The sequence below is a fragment of the Exiguobacterium sp. s64 genome (assembly GCF_018618035.1).
Lineage (GTDB): Bacteria > Bacillota > Bacilli > Exiguobacteriales > Exiguobacteriaceae > Exiguobacterium > Exiguobacterium mexicanum_A.
Genome location: NZ_JACSLH010000009.1, coordinates 12,552 through 35,447, shown reverse-complemented (window position 1 = coordinate 35,447; position 22,896 = coordinate 12,552). Strand labels below are relative to the sequence as shown.

Here is a 22,896-nt window from a genome sequence, read left to right as displayed (position 1 = left end):
GACGCGTCCCCCCTTCAAGACAGTGTATTACCTGTCTTTTCCCAAGTTCGCTTATAAAGAAACGAGCGAAGTGGGGGTCGATGGGTCGGTATCGCACAATTTGATGCGACCGAGGTCGACATCGCGCATCCCGAGTGTTTGGGACACGCTCATTTGAGCGAGTTCTTTCATGTTGTTGTCTTTACTGAGGTGGGCCAAATAAATCCGTTTCGTCTGGTCTCCGATGACCTCGCTCATCGCGATGGCCGCGTCTTCGTTCGAGACGTGACCGTAGTCCCCGAGAATCCGTCGCTTGACGCTCCACGGGTACCGTCCCATTTGAAGCATCGAGACGTCATGGTTCGATTCGAAAATAAAATCATCGGCCCCACGGATGACGCCTTTCATTCGGTCGGACACATAGCCCGTGTCCGTGATGTGGGCGAGGCGTCTGCCTTCATGCGCGAACTGGTAGAACATCGGGTCGGCCGCGTCATGGCTGACGTTGAACGACTCGATTTCGATATCGCCGAACTGTTTAATCTCCCCTACCTCGAAGTGAAACTTCAAGGCCGGGTCGACTTTTCCAATCAACGATTCCATCGCATCCCACGTCTTCGCGTTCGCATAAATCGGTAAGTTATATTTTCGAGCGAGAATCCCGACACCTTTAATATGGTCGGAGTGCTCATGCGTGACGAGCAGTGCATCGATCCCATCAAACGATCGGCCGATCTCGGTGATGCGTTGTTGCATCGCCTTCCCGGTCAATCCGGCATCGACGAGCAATTTCGCCCGTTCCGTCTCAATGTAGAGGGCGTTCCCGGTCGAACCGCTCGCAAGCACACTATAGCGTAAAGTCACTCGATCACTCCTTTCATTCTTCTGAATCAAATTCGACCCGTTCGACGGTCCCATCGATCGCATTGACGAAGTAGACGTCCTCGTCAATCGTAATCGACCAGAGCGGCGGCATGATGATCAAGCTGCCGGAACTGTCGAGCGGCAGGCTATAGAAGCCCGTGTTGATGGCCCGCATCTCTTGGTTCGGCTGGAAGTACTTCCGGGCCGCGAGTTGCGAGATCGCCTCGCTCGCCGTCAAGACGAGATCGTCTTGCGACTTCGAGGACAAGTTCGTCAAATGACGTTGTTTATAGTCGGTCACTTCAAGCGCTTCGTTCAATTGAAGCAACAGGAGCGACGGACCGATGTACTGCTCGGTCCCCCCATCGATCTCGGGGTTCGAGAAGATCTTATTGTTCTCATACGTCTGTACGAAGGCGACTTGACGCGTCTCGGCGTCATAGCGCCAATACGCATACTCGGAACCGAACGGGACATACTCGGAGACGAACGTCGACGCAGTCGTCCGTAAATCGTCTTGATCGAGCGGGACCGGCTGTTTGAGCTCGACTTCGAGTTGCATATTGTCGAGCGTCGTCGCCAGTTGGGCTTCCCGGTTCTTCGTGATCATCGAGGCCGACATCTGTTCCGACGACCCCGTCAAATAACCGATATCCCGACCCATCCGCGGCAACTTCGACGCATCGACGTTTCGTTGGTCCAAGATTTGCGCGATCGAAGTATTATCGTTCGTCACGACCTCTGTCGCCCACGTTTCCGTCAAAAGCTGGAACAACAGGTAGATGTTCAGCGCGAGGAAGGCGAAGAGAAGAATCGTTTTCGCTTTACTCCAATCCACGATACATCATCCTTTCTGTCCAGTCATCCGGTTGATCGAATGGGATCCATCTTCCGGCTTCCCGAACGAACCAGTTCGGGGAGAACGTGACGTAACGGCTCGTGTCTTCATTGTATTCGATCTCATATCCGAGTCGAATCTCGGTCACGTTTTCAAATCGTCCGGCATTGACGAGCGTATCGACCACATCTTGTCCGTCCGCGAGCTGTGTCGTCCCGACCGAGATCAAGCGATCGATCTCGAGATGGTGCCGAGTGATTGACCGGACTTGTGTCCCGTCGTTCTCGACACGCAACGTCGATAAGTCGACGGCATCGTTATTGATAAACGCCTCCCGTTGACTGAACACCGGGAAACCCTTCACGTGAAACCGGAACACGGTCGTTTCAAAGCCTTTGTTGGCCGGAGTGATCGCATCAAACCGAAGCGACAAACCTTGGCTCTCCGACGTCTCATCGACCCAACCTCCGTGGAAGTTGACGAACTCGACGATCGTGTCGAGTCCGATGACCGACTCCTGTTCCGAACTGTTGCGTGATAAGTTTCGATAACGGCTCGCGTTCAGGTTCGCATCATATTCGGCGACGCTAATCCCGTTCGTGAGTGCGCCCACGGAGCTGGCCGGATCGACTTCCTGCACGTTCGGGTCGCCCGGGAAGAACGTATCGCGCATCCAATCGAGACGGGCCGAGATTTGAATCTGAGATACGTCGTAAGCGAACAGCTCGTTCATCTCCGGTCCGACGACGGGGATGTAGTTGACGCGTTCATCCGTGTACGTGACACGACGCATCGATCGGTCTGAGTCTTTCAAGAACAGACTGTTGACGTCCCCTTGGCCGACTTTCGACAAACGCCCTTCCCAAAGTGATTGGTCGCTCATGATCGTGCGGATGCGCCACGTGTCGTCCTCCATGAAGATGAGGGCCCGCTGTGGCACTTTCCCGGACAAGCTGTATGAGCCCGGAAGCATGTAGCTGAGTGTATCCGCATAATACGGCTCCGGTAAAATCAATTCGACGGCCTCATCGACACCCGCATACAAACTCGGGACGTTCTTGACGGCGAGCGGTTTAAATTCGCTCGCCTCGAACGACTCCCGGATGACACGCATAATCTGTTTCGGTGAGTTTTTCGTGGCGAAGACGGCGTTGTTCTCGTGGACGACCGTCTGGACCGGTACGATGACTTGGCGCGGTTGTCGCTGCAGCGACTCATCCACCGTCGCGACTTGCGTCTCTGACTGGACCGACTGATACTTCGGATGGTAGTCCCAGAGGATGACCGTTTGGACGATGGACGTGACGATCAAGGTGAGCAAGACGAGCGATTTCACTAGTTCTGGCTTCGCCAAGAAGCGTGGTCGTTCCATCAGTCATTCACCTCCACGATCGTATCGAATGGGATGGTGAAGTAAATCGTCGTCCCGCGTCCGAACTCACTCTCGGCCCAAATGTCGCCGCCATGGGCGGAAACGACTTCTTTGGCAATCGACAAACCAAGTCCGGTCCCGCCGATATTGCGGGCCCGAGCCTTATCGACCCGGTAGAACCGTTCAAAGATTTTCTTCAAATTCGATTTCGGAATGCCGACCCCTTCATCTTTAATACCGATGACGAGTCGCTTGGCACGGAGCATCGTCCGGAACGTGATCGTCCCGCCTTCTGGCGAGAACTTGATGGCGTTCGTAATGATGTTGTCGATGACCTGCGTCATCTTATCTTGATCGGCGTGGACGTATACCCGGCGTTTCATGAGCTTCCGGCGGAACTGGATCGTCTCGCCTTTCGTCATCTCATGCCGGTCGATGATGTCGTTGAAGAACTGGATAAAATCGAACTTCACTTTTTGCATCGTATACTCTTTGCTGTCCATCTTCGATAGCTGCAACAGATCGTTGACGAGGCGAATCATCCGCTCCGTCTCATTCTGGGTCGTCTCGAGGAAGCGCGGGGCGAGCTCATCGTCCTTGTATGCGCCTTCCGCGAGCACTTCGAGGTAACTCCGCATCGTCGTGAGCGGCGTCCGCAGCTCGTGGCTGACGTTCGCGACGAACTCGCGGCGGTCTTGCTCGACTTGTTCTTGCTCGGTCACATCGTGCAGAACGACGATGAGACCGGTGATCGGTCCGCTATGCTTTTGAATCGGTGAGAAGTAGGCGCGGACGAGGAATAGTTCTTCGTCCGTACTGAGGTCGATCAGTTTTGGCGGCATCGTCCCGTCTTCCGGAATGACGATCTCGTCATCGAATTCGAGCAAGTTCTGTAGGTTCGCGCCCATCGCTTCTTCTTCAGCGAGCCCGATCATATCGCGGGCTTGGTCGTTCATCAAGATGACGCGCAAGGAGCGATCCGTCGCGACGACCCCGTCCGACATGTTCTCGAGGACGCTCGTCAAGCGGCGCCGTTCGGCTTCCGTCGTTGCGTTCGCCTCCATGAGTTCATCGGTCAATTCGTTGAAGGCGTAAGCAAGTTGGCCGACCTCGTCGTCGGAATAGACTTTAACTTTCCGCGAGAAATTCCCTTTTCGCATCTCGACGGCTTGACGACGCATATCCGCAATCGGTCGCGTGATCGTCCGTGACAGCAACACCCCAAGGATCGATGTGATGATGAGAGCGATGAGCGTCCCGGTCGCGAGAATCCTCGTCACTTGTTCCATTTGGTTATAGATGGACTGCATCGAGGCCTCGATATAGATCATACCGGTCGTCGTCCCATCGACCTTGGATTTGACCGGGACGGCGACGACACGCATGCGTTCGTTCGAGTCTTCATAGACGAGCGTCTCTTGCGCTCCGCTCGTCGCAAACGATTTTTGAATAAACGAGTTCGCCGTCCGTTGTCCGACGAGACTTTGGTTATTCGGATTCGACGTCGCCCGGACGACACTGTTCGTGTCGATAATCTGGACTTCGCGAATGTCATCAGCTAGCGTCGTGCTCTCCGTAAACTCAGACAGCAGTTGATCCAGTACCTGGTTCAACTGCTGGTCCGAAGTCGAGTCACCGCCGTTCGATGCGATCCCTTCACTGACGTTATAGCTCAGAAGGTTGGCGCGATCGACGAGCGACTGCGAGAAGTTGTTGATGTATTGTCGTTCGAGGGAGCGCACAAAGTACACTCCGATGACTTGCATCGCAACAAGAATGAGCAGCGCATAGATGACGACGAGCTTCCACTGGATAGATTTAAAGAAGTTCGTCCGTTTCATCGTTTAGTCTTCTTCTCCTGCTTTTAAATAGTAACCGACACCACGGCGCGTGATGATATACGTCGGCGTCGATGGGTTGTCTTCGACTTTCTCGCGCAAACGTCGGACCGTCACATCGACCGTACGGACATCGCCGAAGTAGTCATAGCCCCATACCGTCTGGAGCAAATGCTCACGCGTCATGACTTGCCCGATGTTTTGGGCAAGATAATGGATGAGCTCGAACTCACGGTGTGTCAGTTCGATTTTCTCTTCCCGTTTCGTGACCATGTATGAATCCGGATGAATCGTCAAGTCACCGATGACGATATCATTGGCGTTGGCACCTTTCGTTTCTGGGGCCGGGGCCGTTGCATGACGGCGCATGTTCGCCTTGACGCGGGCCAAGAGCTCGCGCGAGCTGAACGGCTTCGTGACGTAATCGTCAGCACCGAGCTCGAGTCCGAGCACTTTATCGATCTCAGAGTCTTTCGCCGTCAACATGATGATCGGCATATCGTACTTCTTCCGGACTTCACGGCATACTTCCATACCGTCTTTGAGCGGCAACATGATGTCGAGCAAAATCAAATCTGGTTTGACTTCTTCGACTTTCACGAGCGCCTCTTCCCCGTCATAGGCGACGTGGACTTGGTAACCTTCTTTTTCAAGCTTAAACTTCAATATATCTGCGATTGGTTGTTCGTCATCTACCACTAAAATCGTACGATCCATTCAGTGAGTCCTCCTCTTATCGTTAAACGTACATGTCTACATTGTAACTCTTTTTCTATAGGTTAGAAAGCGTGGTCCATTTCCGTGGAAATGAAAAGAGAGCCACGAGGGCTCTCTGTCTTATGCTTCGTAAATATCACGTAAGATGACCGTCTGCTCACGTGCCGGTCCGACCGAGAACGTCAACAATTCGATACCTGTCAACGCTTCGATGCGCTTGACATAGTTCTGCGCGTTCACCGGCAAGTCTTCGAACTTGCGAACGCCTGTGATGTCTTCTGTCCAGCCTGGGAGCTCTTCAAACACCGGTTTGCACTGTTCGAGCACGCGGAAGTTCGGTGGGTACTCGTCGAGGAGCTTGCCTTCGAACTCGTATGCCGTACAAATCTTGAGCGTCTCAAGACCTGTCAACACGTCGATTGAGTTGAGGCAAAGGTCTGTGATGCCGCTGACGCGGCGCGAGTGGCGGACGACGACCGAGTCGAACCAACCGACGCGACGCGGGCGTCCTGTCGTCGTACCGTACTCTTTTCCGACTTCACGGATCGTGTGACCGATCTCATCGTCAAGCTGGGTCGGGAACGGGCCGTCTCCGACACGTGACGTGTACGCCTTACAGACGCCGACGACGTGATGGATCTTCGATGGTCCGATTCCGGCACCGCTCGATACGCCGCCTGAAGCTGCGTTCGATGATGTGACGAACGGGTACGTTCCATGGTCGATGTCGAGCAAGACACCTTGTGCGCCTTCAAATAACACTTTCTGTTCTTCGTCGAGCGCGTTGTTCAACACGACCGATGTATCACATACGTACTTGGCGAACTGTTGGCCGTACGCGTAATATTCTTCGAAGATGTCATCGAATTTAATCGCATCGACTTCATACATCTTCACGAACATGCGGTTTTTAATCGCGAGGACGGTCTTGAGCTTCTCAGCGAACACTTCTTTGTCGAGAAGGTCAGCGATGCGAATCCCGATACGCGCCGCTTTGTCCATGTAGCAAGGACCGATCCCTTTGAGCGTCGTCCCGACTTTGGCGTCGCCTTTCGCGTCCTCTTCGAGCTTGTCTTGCAATTGGTGGTACGGCAAGATGACGTGGGCCCGGTTCGAGATGCGGAGGTTATCCGTACTCACGCCACGCTCGTGCAAGTACGCGAGCTCCGTGACGAGCGATTTCGGATTGACGACCATCCCGTTCCCGATGACACATGTTTTGTCCGAGTAGAAGATCCCCGATGGAATCAAGTGAAGTTTATACTTCGTATCGTTGAAGACGATCGTATGACCAGCGTTGTCTCCCCCTTGATAACGCGCGACGACCTCGGCCTGCTTCGATAAGAAGTCCGTGATTTTCCCTTTACCTTCATCGCCCCACTGCGTTCCCACTACGACTACTGATGACATAATGAATCCTCCTTGTAGATAAACGTTCTATTCAAACCATCCGTAAGTGTACACTTGCTTCTCGCGAAAGTCAACCTAATACCGAACGATATTTTTATGTTGTAACCTTTCGTTCGTTATTGACGCATCATTTCTCATCCAACGAATGAATTCTTCAAAAATTGAATACGTTTAGGTCCAAAGACCGACAAAAAAGGCGACGTCTCGTGACGTCGCCTTTGGCGGAATGACTCGTCCTACATCGGTGGCGCAAAAGCTTGCGTCTCCATGTTGACGAACTTGTTATATTCTTTTCGGAACGAGAGCTTGACCGTGCCGGTCGGACCATTACGCTGTTTGGCGATGATGATCTCGATCGTATTGGCGTCTTCACTCTCTTTATCGTAATAGTCGTCCCGGTAGAGGAACGCGACGATATCGGCATCTTGCTCAATCGCCCCGGATTCCCGGATATCCGACATCATCGGCCGCTTGTCTTGACGGCTCTCAACACCACGTGAGAGCTGGGACAAGGCGATGACCGGCACTTGAAGCTCACGCGCGATCGCTTTGAGCGTACGTGAAATCTCCGAGACTTCTTGTTGCCGGTTCTCGCCCGGCTTACCGTTCCCGACGATGAGCTGCAAGTAGTCAATCATGATCATGCCGAGGCCGTGCTCTTGTTTCAAGCGGCGGCACTTGGCCCGGATCTCGTTGACGCGAAGACCCGGCGTGTCATCGATATAGATACCGGCTTGTGACAGCGACGACATGGCGAGCGAGAGTCGCCCCCAGTCCTCGGCCTCGAGCCGACCCGTCCGCAGACGCTGGGCGTCGATATTGCCTTCCGCACAGAGCATCCGCATGACGAGCTGCTCGGCACCCATCTCCAAACTGAAGATAGCGACGTTCTCGCCGGTACGGACGGCCACGTTTTGCGAGATGTTGAGGGCGAAGGCCGTCTTCCCGACGGAAGGACGGGCCGCGACGATAATGAGGTCGTTACGTTGAAACCCGGCCGTCATCTTGTCGAGATCGCTGAACCCGGTCGCGATGCCGGTAATCTCCCCGCTCGATTGGTGCAGTTTTTCAATCGTCGAGTAAGCGTCCGATAAGACCGAACCGATCGGATGAAAGCTCGACTGCCCTTTTCGTTGCGAGACTTTCAAAATGTTCCGCTCAGCATCTGACAGGACGGCATCGACCTCGTCTTGGCGTTCATAGCCGTCCGAGACGATATTCGTCGCAGTCCGAATCAAGCGGCGGAGTGCCGCCTTTTGATCGACGACGTTCAAATAATACCCGATGTTCCCGATGGCTGGAACCGCCTCGGCGATTTCCGCCAAATAGTTCAATCCACCGATCTCATCGAGAATACCTTGGGCTTGAAGCTCCGAACTGAGCGTGACCAAATCGACGAGTTCGCCCCGGTCATTGATTTTCAGCATCGCCTCAAAGATCCGTTGATGGCTGACACGATAAAAGTCGTCCGGGTCGACCCGTTCCGAGGCCGTGATCAGCCGATCGGAATCGAGAATGACGGCCCCGAGGACAGCTTGTTCCGCTTCGACGCTATGTGGGGGGGTATTGACTTGAATCGCATCACTCATACGTGTCTACCTCACCTTCACGCTTCTTGAACATGAACGTTTAACATAGCCGTGACGTCGTGGTGCAACTTCACCGGCACTTTCGTAAACCCGAGCGCTTTGATTGGGTGTTCGAGCTCGATTTTACGCTTGTCGATCTTGTAGCCCATCCCTTTCAACGCTTCACCGATTTGTTTGCTCGTGACCGATCCGAAGACGCGACCGCCCTCACCTGACTTCGTCTTGACGACGATCGTCTCTTTTTCAAGCTTGTCCTTCAACTGCTGGGCTTGTTTCAATTCTTCTTCAGCCGCTTCTTCGGCGCGTCGCTCTTTTGCGGCGAACGCCTTCAAGTTACCCGGTGTCGCTTCGACCGCCAAGTTCTTTTTAAAGAGTACGTTCTTCGCGTAAGCGTCCGCGACGTCTTTGACGTCACCAGCTTTACCTTGACCTTTAACATCTACTTTTAAAATGACTTTCATTCAGAATCCTCTCCCTCTGTTTCATCTGTCATATAATGATCAATCGCTTCTTGTAATAACGTTTTCGCCTGTTCCGGGCTCACGTTCAATTGTGTCGCCGCATTCGTCAAATGACCGCCCCCGTCCAGCATCTCCATGATGACTTGGACGTTGACATCACCGAGCGAACGGGCACTAATGCCGGTTCGGCCGTCAGGTAAGACGGCGATGACGAACGATGCTTTGACGCCCTCCATATTAAGGAGCTGGTCAGCGGCTTGGGCGATCAACACTTGATGGTGCACTTCATCGTCCGAGGCGACGGCGATCGCCATGCCGTCGGAATAGATGTCCGTGTTTTCGAGAATATGAGACTGTTCGATATACGAATCGAGGTCTTGCCGCATGAAGTGCTGGACGAGCACGGTGTCTGCCCCTTGAATCCGAAGGAAGGAAGCGGCATCGAACGTCCGCGACCCGGTCCGCAAGGTGAATCCTTTCGTGTCGACCACCATACCTGCGAGGAGCGACGTCGCTTCTAAAATCGATAGCTTGCGCGTACCGGCCTGATACTCGATCAACTCCGTTACGAGTTCGCACGTCGAGGATGCGTACGGCTCCATATAGACGAGGACCGGATCTTCAATGAACTCTTCACCACGGCGATGGTGGTCGATGACGACGACCCGTTCCGCGCGGTCTAGAATATCCCGCGAGATGACGAGCGACGGCCGGTGCGTATCGACGACGACGAGGAGCGTCTGTTCGTCGATGAGGGGTTGAGCCTCGAACTCGGTCAAAAAACGGCTATACAGCTCTTCGTCGTTTTCGACTTCATTGACGAGACGTTGGATCCCAACGCTCGTCTCGCCGGCCGGGATGACGACGTACGCCTCACGTCCGACAAATTCAGCCAGTTTCATGATGCCGATGGATGCTCCAAGCGAGTCCATATCCGGGTTTTTATGCCCCATAATCAGGACACGGCTCGACTCGCGAATCAAATCACGCATCGAGTTCGAGATGACGCGGGCGCGAACCCGGGTCCGTTTCTCGGTCGGGTTCGTCTTGCCGCCGAAAAAGCGGACTTTCCCGTTATGACGTTTGACGACGACTTGATCCCCGCCGCGTCCGAGCCCTAAATCAAGGCTCGATTGCGACAAGTTCCCCAGTTCCGTCAGCGTCGTCTCCCCACAACCGATCCCGATGGAGAGTGTGAGCGGAATTTTATGCTCTTTCGTCGCCTCACGGACCTCATCGAGAATCGAGAATCGATTGTTCTCGAGTTCGGAGAGCGTCCGTTCGTTCATCACGAGAAAGAAACGATCGGCTGCCGTTCGACGCATATAGATGTGGTATTTTTGAGCCCATTGGTTCAAGAGGACGGTCACGCGTCGATTGATTTCACTCCGGACCTGTTCATCCACAGCGGTTGACATCTCGTCATAGTTGTCTAAGTATAAGACGCCGATCACCGTCTGTGTTTCCGAGTATTTTTGTTCAATCTCTGCCTCATCCGTCATGTCGAACAAGTAAAGGGTCTGATATTCCTTATTGTAGAGGACCCGATAAACGCGGTCTCCGACTTCGATGGTCGCCTCGTCCTCTTCTTCCTCAATCAACTCGGTGAACGCCGAGTGAATCGAATCGATCGAGATCCCGAGTTCCATCTCGAGCTCAAAGATGAGTCGAGACTGTTCATTGAACCAGCTGATGCGACGAGTTTCGTCAAAGACGAGAATCCCAATCGGCATGCCGGTGAGCGCTTCTTTCCCGACGTCTTCGATTCGATGCGACAAAGAATGGACGTATTGTTCCCACGCCTTGCGTTCTCGTCGAATCGTCACTTGCTGATAGATGAAAAAAATCAGCGTGCCCACGAACAGGGTGATTGCCGCCACAATGCTGTAGAACGCCAATCCTAACGCGACAAGCAGTCCAATCACATATGGAACGGCGTGACGCGCGTACTGGTTCTTCACTGATGTTATTGCTTCACCACTGTACATGTGTGCCTCCTAAAATGAGTGGTGTTCCACCCATGATATCTAAATGGTTTCTGCTCTATCATACCATATCCGTCCGTTTCACTTACACTCCTACATCGGCTCGGAAAACAAAAAACGACCTATCCCGAGGGATAAGCCGTGTGTCAAAAATTACTCTGCAACGTATGGAAGCAAAGCCATTTGACGTGAGCGCTTGATAGCGACAGTAAGTGGACGTTGGTATTTCGCTGAAGTACCAGTCACACGACGTGGAAGAATTTTACCACGCTCCGAAACGAAGCGTTTGAGCAATTCTACGTCTTTATAATCGATATGAGTGATGTTGTTCGACGTAAAGAAACATACTTTACGACGACGACGACCTCCTGGACGACGTGCCATGTGAAGACCTCCTTTTTAGTTTAGTTTCGAATCGACGCGATCAAAATGGTAGATCGTCATCCGATAAGTCGATTTTTCCGCCACCCGAGAACGGGTCAGCTTCAAAACCTTTGTTTGAGTTCGAGGACTGAGATGAAGTCGAAGAAGCGGCTGCGCCCCATCCTGATCCACTTGACTCACCACCACCGAAGACATCTCCAGCCGGTGCTGTATCACGTTGCGTTGAAGCACCGCGTGGTTCAAGGAAGCGTACGCTATCGGCTACGACTTCTGCCCGGTAACGACGTTGGCCATCTTGACCTTCGTAACTACTGATTTGAAGGCGACCGTCTACGCCGGCCATGCTGCCTTTTTTCAAATATTGTGCTACGTTCTCTGCTTGTTTGCGCCAAACGACACAATCAATAAAGTCCGCCTCGCGCTTCCCATCTTGTCCAGTGAATGGACGATCGCAAGCGAGAGTGAAGCGAGTTACGGCAATCCCGCTCTGCGTATAACGCATTTCTGGATCGCGTGTCAATCGACCAACTAACACAACTCGGTTAATCATCTCAAAGCTCCCCTTTCGCAATATGAAGCGTTAAGAATTAACGCTCGTCTTTAGTTGTCATTTGACGGACAACGTCATCAGAGATCTTCATGAGACGCTCTGTTTCTTGAATCGCTTTAGGCTCAGCAGTGATGTTGAGAAGAACGTAGTGTCCTTCGCGCATCTTGTTGATTTCGTAAGCGAGACGACGTTTACCCATGTCTGTTGTTTTATCAACAGTACCACCGTTTTCAGTGATGACGTTGTTGAAGCGTTCGATTAAAGCTTTCTTAGCTTCCTCATCAACTGATGGACGGATAATGTAAAGAAGTTCGTATTTACGCATTATCTTTCACCTCCTCTTGGACTAACGGCTCCTACCGGTTGTAGGAGCAAGGAGCAAACAATTGTTTTACTCACGTCATAATATACTATCAAACTTCTGTTCATTTTACAATACGTTTGCGGAAAATGGCTTAAACGTTGAAGCGGAACGTGACAACATCGCCGTCTTGGAAGACGTATTCTTTTCCTTCTGAGCGAAGTTTCCCTTGTTCTTTAACTGCCGTCATGTTGCCGGCAGCTGACAAGTCTTCATACGATACGACTTCGGCACGGATGAACCCACGTTCAAAGTCAGAGTGGATGACGCCCGCACATTGTGGAGCTTTCATGCCTTGCTTGAACGTCCAGGCGCGCACTTCTTTCTCACCAGCCGTGAAGTATGTGGCGAGACCGAGCGTCGAGTAGGCGGCACGAATCAATTGATCGAGCCCCGACTCTTCGATGCCGAGGTCTTGCAAGAATTCAAGGCGCTCTTCTGGCTCGAGTTCTGAGATTTCTTCCTCGATGCGAGCACAGATGACGATTACTTTCGCCTCTTCTGTCGCGGCGTGTTCACGAACTGCTTGGACGTAAGGATTTTGGTCCGCGTCAGCCACTTCGTCCTCACTCACGTTCGCGACGTAAAGCATCGGCTTCATCGTGAGCAACTGGAAATGTTTGACGATAGCGAGTTGATCCTCTGTCAATTCAGCAACACGAGCCGGGCGCTCCGATTCGAGGACTGCTTGAACGATTTCAAGTGCTTCGAGCTCTTGAGCTGCGCCTTTGTCTTTCGACTTGACCATTTTTTGAACGCGTGTGATGCGTTTCTCGACCAATTCAAGGTCGGCCAAAATCAATTCGAGGTTGATGGTCGTGATGTCATCGATCGGTGAGACTTTACCCGCGACGTGTGTGATGTTGTCATCTTCAAAGCAACGGACGACTTGGCAAATCGCGTCGACTTCACGGATGTTAGCCAGGAATTTGTTTCCGAGCCCTTCCCCTTTTGACGCACCTTTTACGATTCCGGCGATGTCTGTAAACTCAAATGCGGTCGGTACGGTCTTCTTCGGTTTGACGAGTTCCGTCAACCGGTCAAGACGCGCGTCCGGTACTTCGACGACCCCAACGTTCGGGTCGATCGTGGCGAACGGATAGTTGGCTGCCTCTACACCGGCTTGCGTGATGGCGTTAAATAATGTCGATTTCCCGACGTTCGGTAATCCGACGATTCCTGCTGTTAATCCCACTTGTATTTCCTCCTCATCCGGCTTTCCCGGGAAATGTTGATCCGTCTGTGGAGTGGGTACGTTCAGTACACCACACCGTCACATCCTTCACAATTATAGTTAGTCCTCGATTAAACCGCAACTCACGGTTGTAACATAGAGAAGAACGCCACTTATTCAGCGGCGTTCTCTTGTGGAAGCACTTTTTTCAATCGCTTATCAAAGTCGCGGCGCGGCATGAGTACACTCGCCCCGCAGCCTTGACACTTGATACGAATGTCCATCCCGACCCGAGTCACCTGCCAACGGTTCGTCTGACAGGCGTGTGGTTTCTTCATTTCTACAAAATCGTTCAACTCATACGATTTAGCCTGCATTTTCGGGCGCTCCTTTAGTCGATGTGGTTGGCGGCATCATGACGGTCCGCGGATACGGGATCTCGATTCCGCGCTCATCAAGTCCGGTTTTCAACTCTTTATGCAAAATCCGTCCGGCCGCGAAGTGTTGCGTCGGTGGCACTTCGGCCATGAGACGATAGACGACTTCCGATGGTCCGAGCGACTGGACCCCGGCGAGCGTGATCGGCTCGATGAACAAGTCGTGATACTTCTCTTCGACCGTCTTCGCGATCTCTTTCAACGCCTTCTCGACTTTGCCCATGTCTTCTTCATAGGCGACACCGATATCGACGACCGCGACGCTGTTCTCGAGCGAGTAGTTCGTCACTTGCATGATTTGTCCGTTCGGGATGATCGTCACTTGCCCGTTCAATCCCTTCAACTTCGTCGTCCGAATCCCGACTTCGATGACGGTCCCGTCGACTTGTTGATTCAAATTGACGTAATCCCCGTTCTTGTATTGATTTTCAAAGATGATGAAGGCGCCCGTGATGACGTCTTTCACCAAGTTCTGCGCCCCGAACGAGATGGCGAGACCGGCGACCCCGGCCGATGCGATCAAACCAGCGATGTTGACGCCGAACTGGCCTAGCACCGTCAAAATCATAATCAAGCCAAGGACGTACCGAATCGTGTTTTGAGCCAGTTTTGACAGCGTCTCATTTTGGCGCTGGGCGACGATATTATCTTCTTTGATTTTGCGCAAGGCGAACACGCGCTGCACCATCGACGTCAAAATGCGTGACGCCACATAAAGCGCCAAGATGATGAGCGCGACACCTGTCAATTTAATGCCGAGTCCAATCCACATCTCCGTGTCTTGGAAATAAGCGACGAACCGATTGACGTTATCAATCGTCTCATCGGCCACTGTGCTCAAGTCTGTATCTGTATTTTGTGAAGCCATGTTGTCACCTCTAAAGTTATAGATTCTAACTCATCAAACCATAATTGACGACTTTTCTCAAACCCTACATCCGGACGTTATAAGTTTCGGTGTTCCGGGAATGGGATAATACGGTTTCATTCCGCAATTGCAACTAGACGCAGGCAGCTTAGAAGAGAGGATGAGATTCATGCCGTTTCGCCTAAAACCTCATAAACCATACTCTTTCTTCATCGAACATACCGAACGGAGTGGATCCAAGCTCTTTGCCGATCAACTGCACGACCAGTTGGCGAAAGAGACGCATCGTCCCATCGTCCTCGTGTGTATCGGCTCCGACCGTTCCACGGGGGATTCACTCGGACCGCTCGTCGGTACCTTCCTCGAAGAACGGTCCGTTCGCAATATCCATGTTTACGGGACACTGACAAAACCGGTCCATGCCTTGAACCTCGTCGAGACGCTCCACGAGATTCAGACACGATTTCACCGCCCCCTCATCATTGCAATCGACGCCTGTCTCGGCCGATTGTCGAGTGTCGGGTATATCTTCTTTTCGGAAGGGCCGCTCGCTCCTGGCGCCGGCGTCCAAAAAGAGCTCCCTTCGGTCGGTGAATACAACATCAAAGCTGTCGTCAACGTGAGCGGCTTTATGGAGATGATGATTTTGCAGAACACACGCTTACATCTCGTCTACGAGTTGGCCCGTTTCATCACCGACGGGTTCGTCGAGTTCGACTTACGAATCGGACGGCTCCATCAAGAAGAGGCAGCCATTACCCGGCTTCGTCAATCTCGCGACGAATCGAAATCTTGAGGCGATAAAAGCGTCAACAAATGCTCCAAATCGTCTTGCGAGAAATACTTCAGCTCGAGGACGCCCCCTTTTCGACGCGGGCGAATCGATACATCCATTTGAAGACGTTCCGCTAGCACCGCCTCGACGGCTTCCACGTCGGCGTCCGAGCGTTTGAGCGTCTTTTTTTCAATGCGCTCTTTTTGTAAATAGCGCTCGAGTCGGCGGACCGTCCATTGCTCGGCGATGACGCGACGGGCAATCTGTTCCATCGCCTGAACCGATTTCATGCCGGTGATGGCCCGGGCGTGGCCCATCGTCAACTCACCGACCATGACCGCATGCTGGACCGCATTCGGTAACCGAAGCAGTCTGAGGCTGTTCGTCACATGGCTCCGACTCTTGCCGACGCGTTCGGCCAGTTGTTGCTGGGTCAATCCGAGCGTTTGCATCAACTGTTCGTAGGCGAGCGCCTCTTCGATCGCGTTCAAGTCGGCACGTTGAATATTCTCAATCAAGGCGAGTTCCATGACGCGGTCCGAGTCGGCCGTGACAATCAATGCCGGGATATCCGTCTTGCCGGCTAACTTCGCAGCTTGAAACCGGCGCTCGCCGGCGATGATTTCATAAAACCCACTCGCTTTACGGACGACGATTGGTTGCAACACACCATAACGTTCAATCGATTGCCTGAGCTCGTCTAGCTTTTCTGGTTCGAACTGCTTACGGGGCTGGTTCGGGTTGGGACGAATGTGTTTAATCGGTAACCGTTCCATCATGATTCCTCCATTCCTTCTGACTGATAGCTATAAAAAAAGCACAGGCTCACTTTTGTGGCCGTGCTTTCGGGATTCGAATTCGAATTTCAACAAATTCGTCTTCTTCGACTTCCTCGGTTTGGACTTCGATTCCGGTTTTGCCGATCAAACTGACCGAGTCCCGGATCGTATTGAGGGCGATTCGCGTGTCACGTGCGAAACTTTTCGTCCGACGGCGTTGCTTTTTCGGTTTCCGCTTCTCTTCTTCAATCGGTGTCGTCAAGAAGGCGACGCGTTCTTCCGTCTCTTTGACGTTAAAGTCCTGCTCTATAATCTCCATGAGCACTTGGAGCTGGAGTCCTTCCTCTTTGAGCGGCAAAAGCGCCCGAGCGTGACGTTCATTGATTTGGCGGTCGCGCAAACATTGCTTGACGTCGTTCGGCAATTTCAACAGGCGTAGTTTATTGGCAATCGTCGACTGACTCTTGCCGAGACTCTTCGCGAGCGCGTCTTGTGTCAGACCTTTCATGGCGAGCAGACGATCATACGCCTCTGCTTCCTCAATCGGACTGAGCTGTTCGCGTTGCAAGTTCTCAATCAGCGCCAAGGCAGCTGTCGTATCGTCATCCATCTCCCGGACGATGGCCGGAATGACCGACCAGCCGAGCGATTTAACGGCGCGGAAGCGGCGTTCCCCAGCGATAATCTCGTAGCGTCCCTCTTCTGCTTTTCGGACGACGATTGGCTGCAAAAGACCATGTTCATCGATTGTGACAGCGAGCTCTTCGATTTTAGCCGGCTCGAATACTTTACGCGGTTGATAACGGTTCGGTAAAAGCAACGATAAGGCAATTTCTTGGACAGCATCATTCGATTTGACTTCTGCCAGTTCCGCGACGGCTACTTCCGGACGACTTCCGAACAGTTTAGCAAATGTTTTCTTCAACGTCGGCACCCCTCTATGTAAAAAATAAGCAGATTCCACTACCGGAATCTGCTTTTAGTTTCACGTGAAACACTATTGCTCAGATTAGCGGCTCTTTCGCTGGGGTACCCGCTTTACGTGGATATTTCCCAGGCGTTTTTCGTAATTTATCTACAATTACGATATTACGCTCACTCATCTCTCCTGGCAATAGGAACTGGTGTGTCGTTTTTACTTTCCCACCGAGCACGGCCAAGGCGTTTTTCGCATCGATAAGCTCGTCAGAAACCTTCGCTGCTTTGAGCGCTACGAACGTTCCGCCGACTTTTGCGAGCGGTAAACAGTACTCGGCGAGCACCGTCATCCGGGCAACTGCACGGGCGGTTACGACATCAAATTGCTCACGAAATTTTTTATTTTTTCCAAACTCTTCGGCGCGTCCATGATGGAACGCCACACCTTCTAACCCGAGCGCGAGCGCGAGTTCGTTTAAGAACGTGATCCGCTTGTTAAGCGAGTCGATAATCGTCACGTGAAGGTGTGGGAATAGAATTTTGAGCGGCAAACTCGGGAATCCAGCCCCGGCACCGACATCACATACGGTATCCACGTTTGCGAAGTCGAAATGGAACGCCGCACTGAGCGAGTCATAGAAATGCTTCAAATACACTTCTTCCTTGTCCGTGATCGCCGTCAAATTCATCTTCTCATTCCACTCGACGAGCATCTCGAAATACAGTTCGAACTGAGCGAGTTGTTTCTCGCTCAATTCAAACCCTTCTGCCTGCAGCGCCTCAATAAATTGGGATTGGTTCATCGTTTCACTCCACTGTCGCGTATTGTCCTTGCTCGATATAGACAAGAAGGATCGAAACGTCCGCCGGGTTTACCCCGGAAATACGTGACGCTTGTCCAATCGAGAGCGGACGAACTTGTTTTAGTTTTTGTTTCGCTTCCGTCGCAAGACCACCGATTGCATCGTAATCGAGTTTCTCCGGAATCCGTTTTTCTTCCATCCGACGCATCTTCTCGACTTGCTCGAGCTGCTTCGAGATGTAGCCTTCGTATTTCACTTGAATCTCGACTTGCTCCGCCACTTCAAACGGCACTTCGATCGGTGCCGGTGCAAAGCGCATGAGCGTCGCGTACGTCACTTCTGGCCGCTTCAAAAGAATACTGGCATGCGTCGCTTCTTTGAGCGGGTTCGCGCCAACTTCTTCGAGCACGGCGTTCACGTCAGCCGACGGTTTGATGACGAGTCCGTTGAGACGTTTTACTTCTGCCGCAATCGCGACTCGTTTGTCTTCAAGATGGGCATGACGCTCTGGTGACAATAGACCGACTTCATGACCGATGTCGCTCAAGCGAAGGTCCGCATTGTCGTGACGCAGGAGCAACCGATACTCGGCACGGGATGTGAGCAAGCGATACGGCTCGTTCGTCCCTTTCGTCACGAGGTCGTCAATCAAGACGCCGATATACGCCTGTGAGCGGTCCAAGATGACCGGATCTTTGCCGAGCACTTGGCATGCGGCGTTGATTCCGGCCATGATTCCTTGTCCGGCCGCTTCTTCATAGCCGCTCGTCCCGTTGATTTGACCTGCCGTGAACAATCCGCCGACCGTCTTCGTCTCGAGTGTCGGCCAAAGTTGCGTCGGTACGACTGCATCGTACTCAATCGCGTATCCAGGGCGCATCATCTCTGAGTTCTCAAGCCCTGGAATCGTCCGGAGCATTTGATGCTGAACGTCTTCCGGCATACTCGTCGAGAAGCCTTGCACGTAAATTTCTTCCGTGTCGCGACCTTCTGGCTCGAGGAAGATTTGGTGACGCGGTTTATCGTTGAACCGGACGACTTTATCTTCAATCGATGGGCAGTAACGCGGGCCCGTCCCTTTGATGGCACCTGAGTACATTGGCGAACGATGCAAGTTCTCATCAATCAATTGGTGCGTCCGCTCGCTCGTGTAGGTGAGCCAGCACGGGATTTGCTCGATCGGGTCGAGGTCTTTCGATGTGTAGGAGAAGAGCGACGGATTGTCGTCCCCTGGTTGAATCTCCGTCTTCGAGTAATCGATCGTCTTGCCGTCGATTCGTGGTGGTGTCCCCGTTTTGAAACGGACGAGTTCGAGCCCGAGCTCTTCTAAATGCTTCGACAATTCGACCGAAGGCATCTGGTTGTTCGGACCGCTCTCATACGACAACTCGCCGATGATGATTTGACCGCGCATGAACGTACCCGTCGTGACGATGACCGCTTTCGAGCGGTACTCCGAACCGGTATTCGTGACGACACCGGCGACTTTCCCGTCTTCGATGAGAAGTCGTTCGACGAGCGCTTGACGAAGCAATAGGTTCGGTTCGTCTTCAAGCACTTTCTTCATATGATTTTGGTATTGGAATTTGTCCGCTTGCGCCCGTAATGCGCGCACTGCTGGACCTTTTGATGTGTTGAGCATCTTCATTTGAATGTATGTCGCATCGATCGCCTTCGCCATCTCGCCGCCGAGGGCATCGATTTCGCGAACGACGATCCCTTTCGCGGGACCACCGATCGATGGGTTGCAGTACATGAATCCGACCATATCCGGATTCATCGTGAGCATCGCCGTTTTCGCGCCCATGCGTGCCGACGCCAGTGCGGCCTCGATCCCTGCATGACCGGCTCCGATGACGATGACATCAAACTCGCCTGCCGTGTAAGCCATAGTTGTTCCTCCTTATTATTTCCCAAGACAAAACTGTGAAAAGAGTTGATCAATCAAACTTTCTTGAACGGTGTCCCCGTTGATCTCGCCGAGCGTGTCCCACGCCCGTCGTAAATCGATTTGGACCATATCGATCGGCAAATTCATGACGGCACTTCCGAGCGCCTCATCGATTTGTTCGATCGTCCGTTTGATGAGTTGAATGTGTCGTGCGTTCGAGATATATGTCATATCCTGTGATTCGACGCCTTTAGCGAAGAACAAGTTCGAGATCGCCTTCTCCAATGCGTCGATTCCCTCTTCTAATAAGAGAGACGTCGCCACGATCGGGCGACCTGCCGCTAGTTTCTCCAGCTTAGAAGAATCCATACTTTGTGGCAAGTCCGTCTTATTGATGATGATGATCGCATTCATACCAGCAATCGCCTCAAACAAGGCCTCATCCTCGATAGTCAGACCTTCGTGCCCGTTCAAGACGAGCAAAATCAAGTCCGCGCCCGTGAGCGCCTTGCGCGATTTCTCGACACCGATCCGCTCGACGATGTCTTCCGTCTCGCGAATCCCTGCCGTATCAATCAATTTGAGCGGAACTCCTTTGACGTTCACATACTCTTCAATCGTATCGCGCGTCGTGCCGGCGATTTCCGTGACAATCGCTTTCGTCTCTTGAACGAGCGTGTTCATGAGCGATGACTTGCCGACGTTCGGCCGACCGATAATCGCTGTCGCGAGACCTTCCCGCAAGATTTTCCCTTGCCGCGCCGTCTCAAGCAGTTGCTCGAGCACACGCTTCACTTCGCCCGCCTTGTCTTCGACGATGGCCTGGGTCATCTCTTCGGCGTCGTATTCCGGGTAGTCGATATTGACCTCGACCGCCGCAATCGTCTCAAGCAACAATTGACGCAACTCGCGGACAAGCCGTGACAAACGTCCTTCCATTTGTGACATGGCGACGTTCATGGCCCGATCCGTTTTGGCACGAATTAAATCCATGACGGCTTCTGCTTGCGACAAATCGATGCGTCCATTTAAAAAGGCGCGTTTCGTGAACTCGCCCGGTTCTGCCAAGCGGATGTCCGGTTGTTCAAGAATCAGTTCGAGGACACGATTGACCGCGACGATTCCTCCGTGGCAATTGATTTCGACGACGTCTTCTCGCGTGAACGTCTTCGGTGCGCGCATGATGCTCACCATGACTTCATCGACGACCTCGTCCGTGCCAGGACGTTTCAATTTTCCGTAATGGATCGTATGTGACTCCACTTTCGTCAAATCTTTTCCAGAAAACACACGGCCCACCGTCTCGACGGCGCGGTCACCGGACAAGCGGACGATTCCGATTGCCCCTTCACCCATCGGCGTCGAAATCGCCGTAATCGTGTCAAACTCTAGCATCATCTTTCCCTCCCATACTTCTTACTACTTCCTCTATCTTATGCATAACGCACCTACTATACACGATATTTGTCTCGAACGAAAGAGTCCGACCTCTCGAGCAACGGTTGCATTTCAAGGAATTACTTTAGTACAATAAAGGAATATATTTCCATGGAGGACGTGATGAAATGCGACAGCAAGATGCCATCGCCACATTGACCGACAGCCTCATCTCCGACACGGATGTGCAGGCCATTTTCTTGAAAGGATCGTTCGGACGTGGTGAAGCGGACGAACATTCCGATGTCGACTTGTACGTCATGGTCGCCCCTGACAGCCTGAATGAGTTCTTGCCGCGCCGCCGCGACCATCTGGCCACATATCGCCCGATCCTGCTCGAGGACGAAATCGATATCGTGGCCCCGCAACTGATCGTCGTCTATGATGATTTCTTGCATCTCGACTTCTTCACGGTGACGGCGGACACGTTGAACCATCAAGACACAATTACGGTGCTGTACGATCCGGAACACCGACTGCAACATCACCCGAGTTCGCTCACTTTATCTGTTGAAAATTTGAGCGGACACGTGTTTGATGCGATTTGGTTCTTTTTCCAATATACGAAAGCCCGTGACCGCGGCAACGATGTCTGGGCCGTCGAGATGCTCCGGCAAGGCATGAGTCATTTCGCTTACGCACTTGCCGCTCACTATGAACCTGAACGGGCCGCGCTCGGGTTGAAAGACGTGGCCGCCCGGCAGCGGATTGAAATCCGGACCTTTTATGAAGCGTTGACACTCGACCATCATGCGACAGCCGCTCGCTGGTATATCTCCCGTCTCGAAGCCGAGCGTCCCTTCTTCGAGACGACCGTTGCGTTCGAAGTGATTCGTCCGTTTTTGGACCGACTCGTCACCCGTGAAAAAAGCCGCTCCTGATGTGAGCGGCTTTCGTTTATGCTTGCTGACGTCTCGACGAGCGGAGCGTGAAATAGAGCACCCATTCGATCACCCCGACGACGATGAGAAAACCGCCGAACAATTGGAACAAGACGAGCAGGCTATCGAACGGGTTCGCCAACATGAGCAGGCCAATCCCAATCCACAATAGACTGCTCAGCATGAAGTACATCCACCGATTGGCGATCGTCCGGCGAAATCCGACGGCTTGAATCAACCGGATGATCCCCCCGAACAAGAAGAGGGCACCGATGAAGATTGGAAGCAGGCTCGCTAACGTCTCGGCGAAGAAAAAGACGATCAAGGCGATCAATAGATAGATGATTCCCATAAAAAAGCCGGGTGGGAGGCCGTTTCGTTTGTGGCGCAACCCTTGAACGATGGCGATTAGACCGATGATGGCAAAATAAGCCGCGACCACATAGACAATCGCATCAAAAAAGAAACGTGGATATAAGATGATGAGTAAACCGATGATGACATAAAGTGCTGCCTGAATGAATGTCGACCGTTCCAACCGTTTGATAAGCGTCTCCATTTGAAAGACCCCTTTCCGATGTAACG

The 22,896-nt window shown here is 52.6% G+C and carries 23 protein-coding genes; 2 read left to right on the top strand and 21 right to left on the bottom strand.

All coding sequences use genetic code 11. The annotated features are described in order from the left end of the window. Positions 1-51 precede the first annotated feature (51 nt). The 15 genes from KNP64_RS12290 to KNP64_RS12220 form a co-directional block, all read right to left on the bottom strand. Entirely contained in the window at positions 52-843 is a 792-nt protein-coding gene (locus tag KNP64_RS12290; protein ID WP_138860239.1) for an MBL fold metallo-hydrolase, read from the bottom strand. Positions 844-856: 13 nt separating this feature from the next. Then, complete coding sequence (locus tag KNP64_RS12285) at positions 857-1,681, bottom strand: two-component system regulatory protein YycI (RefSeq protein ID WP_138860240.1); 825 nt, start codon at positions 1,679-1,681, stop codon at positions 857-859. After that, positions 1,668-3,053 (bottom strand): two-component system activity regulator YycH, encoded by a 1,386-nt coding sequence (yycH, locus tag KNP64_RS12280; RefSeq protein WP_214793755.1) that lies wholly within the window; start codon positions 3,051-3,053, stop codon positions 1,668-1,670. The genes KNP64_RS12285 and yycH overlap by 14 nt, the downstream gene beginning before the upstream one ends. Beyond that, complete coding sequence (gene walK / locus KNP64_RS12275) at positions 3,053-4,894, bottom strand: cell wall metabolism sensor histidine kinase WalK (RefSeq protein ID WP_138860241.1); 1,842 nt, start codon at positions 4,892-4,894, stop codon at positions 3,053-3,055. Before walK ends, yycH begins: the two co-directional genes overlap by 1 nt. Before the next feature lie 3 nt (positions 4,895-4,897). Next, complete coding sequence (gene yycF / locus KNP64_RS12270; protein ID WP_034780323.1) at positions 4,898-5,608, bottom strand: response regulator YycF; 711 nt, start codon at positions 5,606-5,608, stop codon at positions 4,898-4,900. 120 nt (positions 5,609-5,728) lie between these two features. Next, complete coding sequence (locus tag KNP64_RS12265) at positions 5,729-7,018, bottom strand: adenylosuccinate synthase (protein ID WP_214793758.1); 1,290 nt, start codon at positions 7,016-7,018, stop codon at positions 5,729-5,731. Between the two features lie 236 nt (positions 7,019-7,254). Next, complete coding sequence (gene dnaB, locus KNP64_RS12260) at positions 7,255-8,607, bottom strand: replicative DNA helicase (RefSeq protein ID WP_021067865.1); 1,353 nt, start codon at positions 8,605-8,607, stop codon at positions 7,255-7,257. Between the two features lie 17 nt (positions 8,608-8,624). Further along, positions 8,625-9,068, bottom strand: a complete 444-nt coding sequence (gene rplI / locus KNP64_RS12255) for a 50S ribosomal protein L9 (protein WP_214793762.1) — start codon at positions 9,066-9,068, stop codon at positions 8,625-8,627. Beyond that, the gene (locus KNP64_RS12250) at positions 9,065-11,056 is read right to left on the bottom strand and encodes a DHH family phosphoesterase (protein WP_138860243.1); all 1,992 of its coding nucleotides are present in this window, start codon (positions 11,054-11,056) and stop codon (positions 9,065-9,067) included. Before KNP64_RS12250 ends, rplI begins: the two co-directional genes overlap by 4 nt. A 150-nt stretch (positions 11,057-11,206) precedes the next feature. Continuing rightward, on the bottom strand, positions 11,207-11,437 hold the full coding sequence (rpsR, locus tag KNP64_RS12245) for a 30S ribosomal protein S18 (protein ID WP_015880232.1): 231 nt from the start codon (positions 11,435-11,437) through the stop codon (positions 11,207-11,209). 40 nt (positions 11,438-11,477) lie between these two features. Further along, positions 11,478-11,987 (bottom strand): single-stranded DNA-binding protein, encoded by a 510-nt coding sequence (ssb, locus tag KNP64_RS12240; protein WP_024371077.1) that lies wholly within the window; start codon positions 11,985-11,987, stop codon positions 11,478-11,480. A gap of 37 nt (positions 11,988-12,024) precedes the next feature. After that, on the bottom strand, positions 12,025-12,312 hold the full coding sequence (gene rpsF / locus KNP64_RS12235; protein WP_021067861.1) for a 30S ribosomal protein S6: 288 nt from the start codon (positions 12,310-12,312) through the stop codon (positions 12,025-12,027). 130 nt (positions 12,313-12,442) lie between these two features. Then, positions 12,443-13,543 carry a redox-regulated ATPase YchF gene (gene ychF / locus KNP64_RS12230; RefSeq protein ID WP_034780315.1) on the bottom strand — a complete coding sequence of 367 codons (1,101 nt, stop codon included), beginning with the start codon at positions 13,541-13,543 and terminating at the stop codon, positions 12,443-12,445. Between the two features lie 152 nt (positions 13,544-13,695). Further along, positions 13,696-13,899, bottom strand: a complete 204-nt coding sequence (locus tag KNP64_RS12225; RefSeq protein WP_034780313.1) for a DUF951 domain-containing protein — start codon at positions 13,897-13,899, stop codon at positions 13,696-13,698. Then, a complete protein-coding gene (locus tag KNP64_RS12220; protein ID WP_138860244.1) occupies positions 13,889-14,827 on the bottom strand; it encodes a mechanosensitive ion channel family protein in 939 nt (312 codons plus the stop codon). Before KNP64_RS12220 ends, KNP64_RS12225 begins: the two co-directional genes overlap by 11 nt. A gap of 169 nt (positions 14,828-14,996) precedes the next feature. On the opposite strand from KNP64_RS12220, the gene yyaC reads away from it, so the two are divergent. Beyond that, a complete protein-coding gene (yyaC, locus tag KNP64_RS12215) occupies positions 14,997-15,623 on the top strand; it encodes a spore protease YyaC (RefSeq protein ID WP_138860245.1) in 627 nt (208 codons plus the stop codon). Here yyaC and KNP64_RS12210 read toward each other — a convergent pair. The 5 genes from KNP64_RS12210 to mnmE form a co-directional block, all read right to left on the bottom strand. After that, complete coding sequence (locus tag KNP64_RS12210; protein WP_138860246.1) at positions 15,596-16,378, bottom strand: ParB/RepB/Spo0J family partition protein; 783 nt, start codon at positions 16,376-16,378, stop codon at positions 15,596-15,598. The two genes, yyaC and KNP64_RS12210, sit on opposite strands and share 28 nt — an antisense overlap. Before the next feature lie 49 nt (positions 16,379-16,427). Further along, a complete protein-coding gene (noc, locus tag KNP64_RS12205; protein ID WP_214764163.1) occupies positions 16,428-17,306 on the bottom strand; it encodes a nucleoid occlusion protein in 879 nt (292 codons plus the stop codon). 79 nt (positions 17,307-17,385) lie between these two features. Then, on the bottom strand, positions 17,386-18,102 hold the full coding sequence (rsmG, locus tag KNP64_RS12200; RefSeq protein ID WP_034780307.1) for a 16S rRNA (guanine(527)-N(7))-methyltransferase RsmG: 717 nt from the start codon (positions 18,100-18,102) through the stop codon (positions 17,386-17,388). Between the two features lie 4 nt (positions 18,103-18,106). After that, the gene (gene mnmG / locus KNP64_RS12195; RefSeq protein WP_138860248.1) at positions 18,107-19,993 is read right to left on the bottom strand and encodes a tRNA uridine-5-carboxymethylaminomethyl(34) synthesis enzyme MnmG; all 1,887 of its coding nucleotides are present in this window, start codon (positions 19,991-19,993) and stop codon (positions 18,107-18,109) included. A gap of 15 nt (positions 19,994-20,008) precedes the next feature. Continuing rightward, a complete protein-coding gene (mnmE, locus tag KNP64_RS12190) occupies positions 20,009-21,388 on the bottom strand; it encodes a tRNA uridine-5-carboxymethylaminomethyl(34) synthesis GTPase MnmE (protein WP_128123806.1) in 1,380 nt (459 codons plus the stop codon). 170 nt (positions 21,389-21,558) lie between these two features. On the opposite strand from mnmE, the gene KNP64_RS12185 reads away from it, so the two are divergent. Next, complete coding sequence (locus KNP64_RS12185) at positions 21,559-22,311, top strand: nucleotidyltransferase domain-containing protein (protein WP_214793764.1); 753 nt, start codon at positions 21,559-21,561, stop codon at positions 22,309-22,311. Positions 22,312-22,327: 16 nt separating this feature from the next. Here KNP64_RS12185 and KNP64_RS12180 read toward each other — a convergent pair whose 3' ends face one another. Then, positions 22,328-22,870: an HdeD family acid-resistance protein gene (locus KNP64_RS12180; protein ID WP_128123804.1), complete on the bottom strand. Its 543-nt coding sequence runs from the start codon at positions 22,868-22,870 to the stop codon at positions 22,328-22,330. Positions 22,871-22,896: the final 26 nt, after the last annotated feature.